The organism is Roseateles sp. P5_E1, from assembly GCF_054049335.1.
The window spans coordinates 1-13,862 of sequence record NZ_JBFUMN010000030.1 but is presented as its reverse complement, the minus strand read 5'-3'; the positions used below and the strand labels follow the sequence as shown (position 1 = coordinate 13,862).

Genomic DNA, 13,862 nt, shown 5'->3' with positions numbered 1-13,862 from the left:
CACGCCAGGGTCAGAAGAACTTGGCGAACTTGTCGACATTGCCGGCGTCGTAGGTGAACGGTTCGGCCATCACTGCTTCGGTGTTCGCGTCCAGCGTGACCGTGCCGACGCGGCCCACGCCGATCTTCGCGCCCGCGCTCGCCGTCGCCTTGCCGGTGACGAGGCCGTGGGCGATATAGACCGCCGAGTAGCCCAGGTCGATGGGGTTCCAGATCGCAAAACTCTTCACCGCGCCGCTGCGAACGTGGCCGGCCATTTCCGATGGCAGGCCGAGGCCGGTGACGAAGACCTGGCCCACCCTCTTCTCGTCCTGTACGGCCTTGGCGGCCGCCGCAACGCCGACCGTCGTCGGCGCGACGATGGCCTTGAGGTTGGGGTAGCTCTTCAGCAAACCCTGGGCCTCGCGATAGCTCTTGTCGGTCTGGTCGTCGCCATAGACCACGCTGACTAGCTTCAGGCCCTTGGCCGCGGGCTGGGCCAGCGCCTTCTTCATCTCGGCGATCCAGAGGTTCTGGTTGGTGGCCTGAGCGGTGGCCGACAGCACCGCGATCTCGCCGCTGCTACCGATGGCGTCGGTCGTGAGGGCCACGAGCTTCTGGCCGATCAGCGCATTGGACGAAGGCGCGAGATGCACGAGGCGCCCATCCTTGCGCACCGCCGAATCGAAGGACACGACCTTGATGCCACGTGCCATGGCCTTCTTGAGCACCGGCACCAGCGCGTCGGGATCGTTGGCGGACACGACGATGGCCTTGACGTTCTGCGCAATCAGCGTGTTGATGACCTCGATCTGGCCCTCGGCCGTGGCCTTGGCCGGGCTGGCGAGCACGATCTCCACGCCGCCCAGCGCCTTGGCGGCTTCCTGCGCGCCCTGGTGGGCGGCAATGAAGAAGCCGTTGCCCGAGCTTTTGGCGACAAGGGCGATCTTGTCAGCGGCCAGCGCGCCCTGTGCGGCAAGGCAGAAGGCGGCTGCGGAAACGGCAAGCGTCAGCGTGCGGCGGCTTAGGGTCATGGCGCATTCCTGGAAAGAGGGCTCGAAGGCTGCCGCAGGCTATCCGTTCTTGCCCAGAGAATGTCGGCCCTGGCGCACAACGAGCAAGCTGTTGAGCGAAGTCCCTTGCGCGCGAGCCGCCCTATTGCGGCATCGTCGCCTGCGCGGGCATGGCCTTCCCAGGTGTGCCGCCCTCCCCTTCGAATGGCCGAAGGCGAAACGCCACGCGAACCGGTTCCAGCCGGGTGCGGTACTGCGCATGAGGCTGGCCGACGAAGCTCCAGGAGTTGTCGCCGCCCACGCCCCACTGCGCGCCGTCGATCAGCAGCGTGCCGTGGTCGTGGGGAACGATGTCGCTGCTCTTCCAGGTGCCGGGGGCACGGCGGTAGAGGTCGGTGTAGGGAAACGCGAGCGCGTTGGCCATCAGCAACTGCTGGCCCTCCACCCGCAGGCCGCGGCCCCCGCCGGAGATTTCGAGCCAGCGCACGTCGACCTTGTTGCCGGTGTCCTGCGGCCGCATGTAGTCGTGGTTCTGCTCGGCGATGGCGCCGCGCCACAGGCCGACCGCAGCGCCCGTCTTGCGGTCGACGTAGCTTTCGTGGGGACCGCGGCCGTACCAGGTGACCGTGGTCAGGTCCAGCGGCATGTCGAACCACAGGCCGACCCGCACGGGCGGCGGCAGGTCGCTCTTGAGCGGCGTCAGCACGCCGGCCACATCGACGGAGCCGTCGCCGCGCATGGTGTAGGTGGTCACGAAGCGCGCCGCGCCGGCGCCCAGGCGATGGTCGACGACGACCTCCGCCCCGCCGCCGGGCAGGCGGCGGCTGGCGATGCCCCGGACCTGGCGCTCACGGGTCATCACCTTCCACGGCGCCTGCTGCGCGACCGTGCCAGTCAGCGTGTCGTTGTCGGTCTCGGCACGAACGAAGTTGGGCTGGCCGCCAGTCAACAGCGGCGTTCCTGCCTTGCCGTAGCCGGTCAGCAGGCCGGTCTGGCGATCGAGTGACAGCGTCGCACCCGCGGCCGACAGGACCACGGCGTCGGCACTCTCCTTCAGCTCGACCGTGCCCTTGGCCGGCGGGGCCGATGCGATCACGGGAGGCGTCAGCGCGAACTGCTCCCAGCCGACGACGTAACCTTCCGGCGTCAGCGGCACGGCACCCGCCCTGGCCCTCGCGCGCACCGTGACGAGGTATTCCGCGCCCGGCTTGCGCCGGACGTTGGACAGCGGCAACTGCAACTTCTGCGTGGCCCGCGCCGCGGTCGACAGGCCGGGCAGCGGCCCCGAGGCGACGGCCACGCCGTTCTCCAGCAGCGCCCACTCGAAGGCAAAGCCCGACAGGTCGCGGAAGTCGTGGCGGTTGCGCACGGTCACCGTGGCTGACGCTGGGTCGAAGGCCTCGAACTGAATGGGCGAGTAGACCTTCTGCACTTCGTAGACATGCGGGTTGGGCGTGCGGTCGGGCTGGATCAGGCCGTCGCCGAACTCGATGTCGCCGCCCGGGTTGGGGCCGTACTCGCCGCCATCGCCCCAGTAGCGTCGTCCATCCTTCGTGGTGCGATACATCGACTGGTCCACCCAGTCCCAGATGAAGCCGCCCTGCAGCTTCTCGTACTTGTAGATCGTGTCCCAGTAGTCCTTGAAATTGCCGCCCGAGTTGCCTTGCATGTGGGCGTACTCGCACTGGATCATGGGCTGGGTGCGGGTGGGGTCGGTCGCCCAGTCCACCATCTTCTCGATGTCGTCGTACATCGGCGCGTAGATGTCGACATAGGCGTTGGGCTCATGGCGCCAGTCCACCGTGCCCCAACCCAGGTAGGAGATCAGCCGCGAGGGGTCACGCTGGCGCGCCTGCGCCGCCGCCTTCTCGAAGTTGGGGCCGAGGCCTGCCTCGTTGCCGAGGGACCAGAAGATCACCGACGGGTGGTTCTTGTCGCGTTCCACCATGTTCAGCACACGGCTGACGTGCGCGCCTTCCCAGGCCGGGTCGAAGCCGAGCTGGATCTTGGCCCTCAGTTCCGGATGCTGGTGCCCGTAGCCCATGTAGGCATGGCTCTCGATGTTGGCCTCGTCCATGACGTAGAGGCCGTATTCGTCGGCCAGCGCGTACCAGAGCTCGGCATTCGGGTAATGAGACGTCCGCACCGCGTTGATGTTGTTGCGCTTCATCAGCTCGATGTCGCGGCGCATCGACGCTTCCGACATCACGTGGAAGGTCTCGGGATCGTGCTCGTGGCGATTGACGCCGCGGATGACGATGGGCCGGCCGTTGACCATGACCAGGCCCTTGCTGATCTCGACCGTGCGAAAGCCGATGCGCTGCGGCGTCGCCTGGATGAGCCGGCCGTCGGCGTCGAGCACCTCGACCAGCAGCGTGTAGAGGTTGGGCGTCTCGGCCGTCCAGGGGCGAACGCCCGGCACGGGGGCGGACAGCGTCTCGGTGCGGGCCGCACCGGCCGCGACGGCAGCGGTCCGCGTCAGCACGACCTTGTCGCCCTCCAGCAAGCTCATGCGCAGCGTCAGCGGCTGGGTGCGCGCGGTCAGCGCCACGTCGACCGACAGCGCGCCGTCGCGGTAGTCCTTGTCCAGGCCGGCATGGACGAACAGGTCGGTCAGCCGTGTCCTCGGCACGGCCTTCAGGTAGACCGAGCGCTCGATGCCCGAGACCCGCCAGAAGTCCTGGTCTTCCAGGTAGGACCCGTCGGACCAGCGATGGATCTGCATGGCGACAACGTTCTTCTGCCCCGGCTTCAGCAGCGCCGTGATGTCGAACTCGCTGGGCAGCTTGGAATCCTCCGAGTACCCCGCCTCGACGCCGTTCACCCAGACCCGGTAGGCCGAGCCGGCCGCACCGATATGCAGGATGACGTCCTGCGCCGACCAGTTCGCCGGCACCTCGAAGCTGCGCCGATACGAGCCCACCGGGTTGGTGGCGTGCGGGATCAGCGGCCGGTTGGCCGGGAAGGGATAGGTGATGTTGTTGTAGCGGGCCTGGTCGTAGCCCTCGGCCTGCCACATGGCCGGCACCTTGATGGTCTTCCAGCCCGAGATGTCGTAGCCGGGCTTCTCGAAGCCGCTGGGCACGTCGTCGGACGACGGCGAGAAGCTGAACGACCAGAGGCCGTCCAGCGTCTGGTAGCGGGTCGACCGCGCGGGGTTGCCGGCCAGCGCCGCTTCGCGGCTCTCGAACGGGAAGTGGGTCGCCGCGGCCGGCAGCTTGCCGCGCGCGTAGACCGCCGGATTCTCCCAGTCCGGCCGCGACGCGTCGACCTGCACTGCCTGCACCTGCGGTGCCTGGGCGCGCGCCGCACCGCCCAACGTGACGCCCAGCAACGCCACGCTCACACCGGCGATCAGTCTCAGCTGCATGTGTATTTCCATCATCAAAGCTCGTTGATTTCCTTGTGGCGCGGCACCAGCGCCTTCATGGCGGCCCAGGCGGCCAGGTAGGCCAGCGCGCAGATGGAGAACATGATCATGTAGCCGGTGGACAGGTCGCCGCGCGCGCCGTAGGCGTCGAAGATCCAGCCGCCGAGCTTGGACACGGCCACGCCGCCCAGGCCGCCGGCCATGCCGCCGATGCCGACGACCGAGCCGATGGCCCGCTTGGGGAACATGTCCGAGACGGTGGTGAAGAGGTTGGCCGACCAGGCCTGGTGGGCCGACGCGCCGATGCCGATCAGCAGCACGGGAAGCCAGTAGCTGATGGAGCCCAGCGGCTGGGCCAGCAGCACCACCAGCGGGAAGAAGGCGATCACCAGCATCGCCCGCATGCGGCCGTCATAGGGCTTGTAGCCACGCTCCATGAAGTAGGTCGGGAACCAGCCGCCGCCGATGCTGCCGATCATGGTCATGCTGTAGAGGACGGTGAGCGGCAGCGCGATGTCCGTCGTGCTCATGCCGTACTGGCCGGTGAGGTATTTGGGCAGCCAGAACAGGTAGAACCACCAGACGCCGTCGGTCAGGAATTTGCCGACGACGAAGGCCCAGGTCTGGCGGTGCGCGAGCAGCCGGAACCACGGCACCTTGGCGCCCTCCACGGCAGGCGCGGTGGCCTCACGGTCGCTGTTGATGTAGGCCAGCTCGGCCGCACCCAGCCGGCGCTGACGGGACGGCGCGTCGTAGAAGGTGAGCCACAACGCGACCCACAGGAAGCCGATGGCGCCGATGGCGATGAAGGCCATCTGCCAGCCCCAGGTGACGGCGATCCACGGCACGGTCAGCGGCGCCAGGATGGCGCCGACGTTGGCTCCCGAATTGAAGATGCCGGTGGCGAATGACCGCTCCTTCTTGGGGAAGTATTCGGCGGTCGCCTTGATGGCCGCAGGGAAGTTCCCGGCCTCACCAAGGGCCAGCACGGCGCGCGACACCATGAAGCCCGCCACCGACACCGGCAGCCCGACACCAAGGGCCACCAGCATGCCGCCAATGGGCACGGAGAGGGCATGCATCATGGCGCCGAGCGACCAGACGACCACGGCGATGGCGAAGGCGCGCTGGGTGCCGATCGCGTCGATGAACCGGCCCGCGAAAAGCATCGAGATCGCGTAGCCGAACTGGAACACCGCGGTGATGTTGGCGTAGTCCGTGTTGGACCAGCCGAACTCCTTGGACAGGGCCGGCGCCAGCAGGCTCAGGACCTGGCGGTCCAGGTAGTTGACGGTGGTGGCGAAGAACAGCAGCGCACAGATGGTCCATCTGTACTTGCCGATGACTTGCGGGTTCATGTTCAGTCCTCTGTTCACTCAGCAACCAGTTTGTCACCGACGAACACGCGGTAGCGGCGGATTCGGCCGGTGACGCCGTCCGGCCCCTGGCGAGGTGTGTAGCGCAGGCCGGCGATGTCGGCCGGCGCGCCGAGGTCGATGATGAGGCGCGGCGGACCGGAGGGACGGACGGTACCGCTGTAGGCCGTGTGCCAATAGTCAGTCGCCTGACCGTTGATGGCATTCAGCGCGCCGCCGTCTTCCTTGCGCGCCTCCTCGCTGCTGGCGTAGGCGATGGTCCAGGCCGTCTGGTTCAGCGGCTTGCCCTGCGCGTCGAGCAGCGCCAACTCGGCGATGGCCGCATGGGGCTTGCCGTCGAAGCTGTCGAGCACCTCGATGCAGAGCTGGYGGCCGCGGGCGGGCTCGGCAAAGCGCACGTCCTGCGTGGCCGGGCCGCTGGCGAACTGCCCGGCATGCACCGGCGTCAACCCAGCCAAGCGTGGGCGCGCCTTGCTGGGCGGCCGCGCCAGGTCGAGCTCCGGCCGCAGTTGGTCGAGCACGGGCGCGGTCTTGCCTTCGATGCGGTTGACACGCGGCCCGGTCAGGTCCAGCACCACGACCTCGTTGCGGCCGGCCTTGATCCAAGGCCCCGGCAGATACATCGTCTGCGTCGGGCCGATGCTCCAGTAGCGCCCCAGGCAGCGGCCGTTGATCCAGACGATGCCCTGGCCCCAGCTCGACATGTCCAGGAAGGTATCGGCCGCTGCCATCGCTTCGAAGCTGCCGCGCCAGAAGGCGGGGCCGGCCAATCGTTTGGACTGCCAGCGCAGCGGCGGCAGGTCGCCGTCGGCGCCAAAGTCGATGGCGCGGATCTCCCAGCCCTTGAGTTCCTGCGTCTCGGTCTTCGACGTGCGCAACATGACCGGGCCCTGCAGGCCCTTGCGGTCGTGGACCTCCATGCCGAAGTTCACGCGGGCAATCGTGTACAGCAGGATCTCGACCATGGTGTCGCGGCTGCGCGCGGGGATGTCGACGCTGAAGCGGCGGTAGCGCGTGTCCATCGTGCCGGCCAGGCGGCCGCCGACGAAGACCCAGGCCAGGTCGCGCGCGTTCGCGGCCTCCAGCTTACCGGCGGGGCCGGCCGGCAGCGTGACGCGATAGGCAACCAGCCCGCGGCTGATGTCGTAGTGCTCGATGTTCCTGGGCGACTCGGCGGCAATCGCTTGCGCCGGCAGATTGGCGAACACCGGCGCCGTCTCGGTGAGGGTGAACGAAGGGATCGCCATCACCGGCAGCCGGGCCGGCGGGTCGGGCAGCACCTCGCCCGGCTTCAGGTGCTTGGCAAGGCAGTCGCGGTAAGTGCGGAACTTGTCGCCCACCCAGCCTGCCTCGCCGATGGGCGCGTCGTAGTCATAGCTCGTCGTGTCGGGGCGGAAGGGCCGGTCACAGCCACCCCAGAGGCCAAACGTCGTGCCGCCATGGGCCATGTAGAGGCTGAACGAGCCGTTGGCGTTCAGCATCGCGTCGATGTCCTGCACGGCGCGGGCGTTGTCGCCGCGGCGGTGGGGGGCGCCCCAGGTGTCGAACCAGCCGGAGTAGTACTCGCCGCACATCAGCGGCCCCTTCTGCAAGGCGGCCAGCGCCTTGAAGCCGGTCGCTGGGTCGCTGCCGAAGTTGGCCACGTTGAACAGCTCCGGGATGTGCGTCTTGCCGAGCGCGTTGGTCGGGTTGCACTGGAACAGCGGCACGTCAAAGCCACCGTCCAGCACGGCCTGGCGCATCACGCGCATGTAGTCCTTGTCGTCGTTCAGGAAGCCGTACTCGTTCTCCACCTGCACCATCAGGATGGGGCCGCCCTGGCTGACCTGCATCGGTGCCAGCACGCGGCCGACCTCCCTGAACCAGCGCCGCACCGGTTGCACGAAGGCGTCGTCGCGGCTGCGCAGGAAGGCATCACCGGGGTGCTTGAGCAGCCACCACGGCAGGCCGCCCATCTCCCATTCGGCACAGGCGTAGGGGCCGGGGCGCAGGATGACCCACAGGCCCTCGGCCTGTGCCTGCCTGCAGAACTCAGCCGCGTCGCGCTGGCCTTCCCATTGGTACTGGCCTTCGCGCCATTCGTGGAAGTTCCAGAACAGGTAGGCGCACACCGTGTTCATGCCCATGGCCTTGATGGCTTGCAGGCGGTGCTTCCAGTACTCGCGCGGCACGCGGGCGAAATGCATCTCGCCGCAGCGGATCTGCAGCGGCTTGCCGTCGAGCAGGAAGTCGCTCTCGCCGATGGCAAAGCGCGGTGCTTCTGCCTTGGCCGCGCTGGCAGGCGAAGCGTTCAGCAGCAGCGTCGCGCCGGAGGCGGCAGCGCCGAGCAGTCGACGACGGGGAAGAAGAACAGTCATGAGGGGTCCTGATTTCTTGTACGGCTGGCCTGAACAAAAAAACCCTGCCTCGCAGAGACAGGGTGAAAGGCGTGCGCCCGGGCACCGCCTGGAGAACTCTGCTGGCTTGCTAGAACGCCACCCGCACACCCACGTTGAAGCGGCGGCCGACGTCCTCCAAGGTCAGGAACTGCGACTCGTTGTTCGCGTATTCGTGCATGCGTTCGTTGTTCAGATTGATCGCGTCGGCATACAGCGAAACCGTCGGCGTGACGTTGTAGCGCACGCTGGCATCGGCCTGCCCATAGGCCGCGCGGGTGCGCGGCAAGGTGCTGCCGCCGCCGCAGTCGACGGAGAAGTGGTTGCGCCAGTTGTAGCTCAGCCGCGCCTGGAAGCGGCTGTCCTCATAGAACACCGAGCCGTTGTACGACTGCTTGGACAGGCCGGGATAGCCACAGCTGGCGACGCCGCCTTCCCGCGTGGCATTCGCATCCACATAGGTGAAGTTGGCCGCCACGCCGAAGCCCTGCAGCAGCCCGTTGTTGGCGTCGAAGGCGTATTGCCCGGCCAGCTCCAGCCCTTTGATCTTGCCTTGTTGCCCGTTGCGGATGCGGGTGTCGTGCGCGATCTCGGGGAACTGCGGCAATTGGATGTCGATCAGCCGGGATTCGAGAAAGTCGGTGACCTTCTTTTGGAAGACCGCCGCGCTGACGTAGTTGGTCTTGGACAGATACCACTCCAGCGACGCGTCCAGGTTGGTCGAGCGCATCGGCTTGAGATAGGGGTTGCCGCCGCCGGTCTGCACGTCCCCAAAACGGCCACCGTACCAGTTGCTCACGCCCATCTGGTTCAGCGTCGGGCGCGTCAGTGTCTTGGAGGCCGCCAGGCGCAGCACGAGGTCGCGAGTCAGGTCGAGTTTGAGGTTGGCAGAGGGCAGCAGGTTGTTGTAGCTGTTCTCGACCGAGTTCACGCTGTCGAGGCCGTAGTTCAGGATGTAGGTCGTGTCGTTGGGGCTCTTGACGGCCGACAGCAGCACCCGGCTGATGCCGATCGACGTGGAGTTCACGTGCACATACCGCGCGCCCACATTGCCCGACCAGCCGTCGCCCTCCCACTTGCTGTCGACAAAGAGACTGGACACCTTCTCCTTGACGGCCCACATCGACGGCCTGGTGTAGTCGATGGCCATCGGGCCGTTGGGGTACTTGGTCTTGTCGCCGTAGAGCGCCGGATCGTTGGACTGCGCGATCAGCGACGGCTGGTTCAGGTAGGCCATGTAGGCGTAGGGGTCGAACCTGAGGAAGGTCGACGGCATCGCGCCTTCCGCGCCCAGGATGTTGTCGAGCTTGCTCACCGTGAACAGCGAGGCCGGCAGCGACACGTGATAGCCGCTGAATGCGTTCCACGAATCGCTGTTCCATTGGGTACGGTCCACCTTGCGGCGCGAGGCCGCGAGGCCGAACTGCAGCCCCTTGAAGTAGCCGATCTCGTGATCCCAGCCCAGATTGACGCGGCCTTCCTTCAGGTCGTCGCCATTGCGGATCTGGCCATAGGCGACGGCGTGGGCACGCACGGCGGCGGGGTCGGAGAGGCTGTCCCCGAAATGGATGGTGGGCGTGCCGTCAAAGGTCAGCGTGTCACCGTTCTTGGGCACCATCCCGGCGACGATCCACATGTCGGGCGTCCCCGAGGTCGTGCGCGACGAGGACAGGTCGGCTTCCAGGTTCCACTCCGGCGCCAGCGCCCACTTGGCATTGCCACCGAAGGCCTTGGTCGTCGACAGCCGGTCGCCGGCCTTGACGATCATGTCGTTGGAGTTCGCTTCGCCGAGCAGCTTGCCGGGGCCGGCAATCTCCGGGTTGTTGGCGAAGAAGGTCGAGCCCGGCCGCAGGAAGCTGGTGATCTGGTTGTCGGCGTTGAACTTGACGCCGAGCTGGGTGGGGTTGTTCCAGTCGCTGACCGCGATGACGTCGTTCTTCTGGTCCAGCCGCGAGTACAGCGCATCGGCCGTGAGCTTGAGCGCCGAGCTCGGGTTGAACTGGACGGTGCCCGCGGCCACCAGGCGCTTGCGGCGCTCGTTTTCCTCCTGGAACCCGAAGCTCTGCGGGATGTAGAGCTTCTTGACCGTCACGTCGGCCATCGTCAGGTTCTTGGAATTCAGGTCGCCGTTGATCAGCGTCACGTCCTTGTAGTTCCACGCGTCGTTGACGGCCTTGGTCTGCTTCGAGGCACGGTCGGTGTACGACAGGGAACCGCTGACGCCGAAGCTGCGGTCGTCGTTCGCGAACGAGTACATCGCGCTCGCGTTGGGCGTCTTCTTCTTGGAGTTGGAATCGTAGGACCCGGACAGGTTCACCACCGCGCTGTGGCCTTTGCGGCCCAACAGCGGCCGCGCCGTTTGAATATCGACCGTGGAGCCAATGCCGCCCTCGGGCAGGAAGGGCTGCGCCGTCTTGTAAACCAGCGCCTTCGAGATGAGATCGGGCGACAGCAGGTCGAACGAGAACTCACGGCCACCGGTATCGCTGGTCATGGTTCGGCCGTTGACGAGCACATTGTTGAACTCCGGCCCCAACCCGCGAACGGAAATATACCGGCCCTCGCCGTTGTTGCGCTGGATCTGCACGCCAGTGACGCGCTGCAGCGATTCGGCGATATTCGTGTCGGGGAATTTACCGGCGTCTTCCGCGGACACCGCGTCGACGACGCCGTCCTGCATGCGCTTGGTCGCGACTGACGATTCCAGCGAGGCCCGGATACCAGTGACGACGACCCGTTCCAGGTCGGGCTTTGCCGTATCTTGCGCATGCACCGGGGATGCTAGCCAAAACTGGCTGATCAAACCGGCAATGACGGTTTTTGCGAAATTCTTTGACCGCATGGTTGTCTCCGTGAGGTGGGTATGTTTGGCAGGCGAAACAAAATGCGTTCGTCTGCCGATTTATTGATACCAATCATTACACCGCTCGCAGTGGATTACACCTGAACAGGTAATGTCGAAAGGCTAGCACCGTTGAATATTCAATTCGTATGCTGTTTCGCCTTTGCCCCATCCAAAGTTCGTATAGCTGGCAATAAACATATAGTACGGAGCGGCGCTTTAGGGCACAGGCTTTCCCGTCGCTCAGGGTTTCGGACGCCATTGCAGCACTCGCACCTTGCTGGTCGGAATGTCAGCGGTGCCCTCCCCGTCCACCTGCTGCACGGTTTGCAGGAACAGGTTCAATTCGCCTCGCTCGCGCCACAACTCCGTGTCAAAACTGGGTTCCCAGGCGCCGGCGGAATCCGCCGTCAGGTTGTGCACGGTCCAACGCCGGGCACTGAAGTCGGCTATGCGGGCGACCGACACCCGACTGCCCCGCTCCTCGTCGCGAAACACCAGCAGCGCCGTGGGCTCACCACCTCCCAGGCTCACCATGATTTGCGGGCGTGACACGGGGATCGCCTTGGTCCCCACGCCGCTGAGCGAGAACGGCGTGCGGCGAAAGTCCAGCTCCAGTTCCCGCCAGGCACCACCGCGGCGGTAGACCACCTGGTACTGCGGCACCGTGCGGCCCGCGCGCCGCCAGTAGCTGGCGACGTAGGGGTTGCCGTCCTGGTCGGCCGACATCGAGGTCTGGTTGATCAGTTCGCTGTTCTGCGGGATGTGCGCGGCGACCTCGGCGCTGGACAGCGTGATGGGCAGCGCGCACGGCCGGCCGTCGGAGGTCTCCCAGCTGCGGCCACCGTCGCGCGAGCGGGCATAGGCCAGGTCGTGGTTGCTGGCGACGTCCGGCGATTCGCGCCAGACCCAGGACAAATGCAGGGTGCCGCGGTGGTCGAGGAAGGCTTGCCAGTAGGCGTTGCGCTTGCCTTCCCCGCTGATCAGGTTGGCGTGCAGCCGCGTCCACGCCTGCGTGGCGACGTCGTAGCGGTTGAGAACCAGGTTGCCCCGGCCCGAACCGCCGTCCCGGTAGAAGAACAGCAGATTGCCGTCCGGCTGGCGATGGAACTCGGGATAGGACACCGAGGCCTCGTCCTGCCCCGTCATCGGCATTTCGGCCGTCATTTCCAGCGCACCGGGCCGCAGGCTGCGCGCGTAGCGCAGCGCACTGTTGTGGTGGTCCCAGGCCAGGTGCAGATAGCCCGCGCCATCGACCATGATGCTGATGCTGTTGTGGGCATCCAGCGCGTTGCCCTGGTAGGGCGTGGTCCTCAGCTCCCAGGCGCCGCTGCCGAGCCGGCGCTTGCCCAGCACCACCCGGGCCTGCGGGTCGTAGAAGGCGATGTACTGCATGTCGCCGTGGGTGACGAGGGAGTTCTTGCGGAACACCACGGCGTTGACGGAGTTGCGCGCCCAACCCTCACCGACGTCGACCACACGCACATCGCCGGCGTGGATATCAGCGGCGCGCGGTGGTGGCGCGGCGCAGCTTACGGCACACGCCGCGGCCATGAGAACGGACAGCGCGTCGAACTTGCGGGCCGAGCGCCGGGCCGCTCCCAAGCCGGCCCGCCTGGGGCGATGTGCTTGCGGCTCAACGCCGCAAGCATCGCCGTCCCCACGGGGGACCGGTTGGGCACGCCCGCGTTCAGCGGCGCGAGACCGGACGAGGGGCATCAGAACCTGCCGCGCAGGCCGATCTTGAAGGTGCGACCGTCGTACTTCGCATAGTCCATGCGGGTCTTGTTGCCCAGGCCGTACTGGCCGGTGGCATCTTCGAAGTAGTCGTAGGCCAGCGTGTTGGACAGGTTCAACCCCTCCACGCGGATCTCCAGCGAGTCGTTGATCTTGTAGCTGACGTTGGCGTCCAGGTAGCCGCGGCCGGCGCGCCAGCGGATCAGGTCATCGCCGTTGTTCTTCGGGTTGTCGCTGTGCAGCGAGCGGCCCTTGTAGTTGTAGGACGTGCGGAATGCGAACGGGCCGTTCTCGTAGTACAGCGTGGTGCTGTATGCGTACTTGGGCACGGAGTTCACGTCGATGACGCTGCCCCCATTGGTCGTCCACACCGCGCTGTTGAACGGGTTGATGTGCGTGTAGCTGGCCAGCGCGCCCAGGCCCTTGAAGGGTTCGGGCAGGAAGGTGAAGGCCTGCTGGTAGGCCAGCTCGAAGCCCTTGAGCGTCTGCTTGCCGGCGTTGCTGTAGGTCTTCAGCGTCATCGGCAGCTTGGGATCCACCTTGCCGTTGGCGTCCTGGAAGATGGCGCCCAGCGCCGTGTCAGGCAGGCCCAGCGCGCCGAAGGTGGTTTGCACGCTGTTGCTCGTGGTGGCGTCGGTCAGTTCCTTCCGGAACAGGGCCGCCGACAGCATGCTGCCCTTCTGGAAATACCACTCCAGGCTGGTGTCGAAGTTCTTGGATTTCTGCGGACGCAGGCTGGGATTGCCGGCCGTTGCGGTGTTGTCGAACGGGTTGGGAATGACCGTCTGCGCCGCAATGATGGACAGCGCCTGGCGGCTCAGCGTCTTGCCCCAGGAGGCACGCCAGGTCAGGTTGTCGGTCAGGTCCAAGGCCGAGCTGAAGGCCGGCAGCACGCTGGTGTAGGAGCCCTTCTCCTGGTTCGGCGCGTAGGTGAGGCTGGCACCCTGYTGCTTGAAGTTGTCGATCAGCGTCTCGGTGCGCGCGAAGCGCACGCCGGCGTTCAGGCGCAGTTCCCGGTCGAACACCTGGCCCCGGAAGTCGGACTGCACGAAGGCCGTGGACACGTTCTCCTGCGCCTTGAAGCTCTGCGCCGGCGTGAAGGTCGCCTCCGAGTTGAGGGCCAGCGGGTCGAAGGTGGAGTAGGTGTAGGCTCGGGTGAAGGTGCCCCAGG

General features: G+C 66.4%; 7 protein-coding genes. All 7 read right to left on the bottom strand.

Translation table 11 applies throughout. From position 1 onward, the window contains the following. Positions 1 to 10: 10 nt before the first annotated feature. The gene (gene rhaS, locus ACXJKJ_RS19875) at positions 11 to 1,012 is read right to left on the bottom strand and encodes a rhamnose ABC transporter substrate-binding protein (protein WP_457391795.1); all 1,002 of its coding nucleotides are present in this window, start codon (positions 1,010 to 1,012) and stop codon (positions 11 to 13) included. Positions 1,013 to 1,133: 121 nt separating this feature from the next. Continuing rightward, a complete protein-coding gene (locus ACXJKJ_RS19870) occupies positions 1,134 to 4,361 on the bottom strand; it encodes a glycoside hydrolase family 2 TIM barrel-domain containing protein (RefSeq protein ID WP_457391793.1) in 3,228 nt (1,075 codons plus the stop codon). Between the two features lie 14 nt (positions 4,362 to 4,375). Next, positions 4,376 to 5,719, bottom strand: coding sequence for an MFS transporter (locus ACXJKJ_RS19865; protein WP_457355507.1), 1,344 nt, complete (start codon positions 5,717 to 5,719; stop codon positions 4,376 to 4,378). 14 nt (positions 5,720 to 5,733) lie between these two features. Then, on the bottom strand, positions 5,734 to 8,094 hold the full coding sequence (locus tag ACXJKJ_RS19860) for a beta-galactosidase (protein WP_457391791.1): 2,361 nt from the start codon (positions 8,092 to 8,094) through the stop codon (positions 5,734 to 5,736). Between the two features lie 109 nt (positions 8,095 to 8,203). Further along, positions 8,204 to 10,885, bottom strand: coding sequence for a TonB-dependent receptor (locus tag ACXJKJ_RS19855; RefSeq protein ID WP_457391790.1), 2,682 nt, complete (start codon positions 10,883 to 10,885; stop codon positions 8,204 to 8,206). Between the two features lie 312 nt (positions 10,886 to 11,197). After that, positions 11,198 to 12,559 carry a BNR repeat-containing protein gene (locus ACXJKJ_RS19850; RefSeq protein WP_457391789.1) on the bottom strand — a complete coding sequence of 454 codons (1,362 nt, stop codon included), beginning with the start codon at positions 12,557 to 12,559 and terminating at the stop codon, positions 11,198 to 11,200. Between the two features lie 113 nt (positions 12,560 to 12,672). Beyond that, positions 12,673 to 13,862 (bottom strand): TonB-dependent receptor domain-containing protein (locus ACXJKJ_RS19845; protein WP_457391788.1); only part of this gene is annotated, 1,190 nt, incomplete at its 5' end.

What these genes read in the sequence shown, in the direction of transcription:
- rhaS (WP_457391795.1), bottom strand. Translation starts at nt 1,012, where the DNA reads ATGACCCTAAGCCGCCGCACGCTGACGCTTGCCGTTTCCGCAGCCGCC.
- ACXJKJ_RS19870 (WP_457391793.1), bottom strand. Translation starts at nt 4,361, where the DNA reads ATGCAGCTGAGACTGATCGCCGGTGTGAGCGTGGCGTTGCTGGGCGTC.
- ACXJKJ_RS19865 (WP_457355507.1), bottom strand. Translation starts at nt 5,719, where the DNA reads ATGAACCCGCAAGTCATCGGCAAGTACAGATGGACCATCTGTGCGCTG.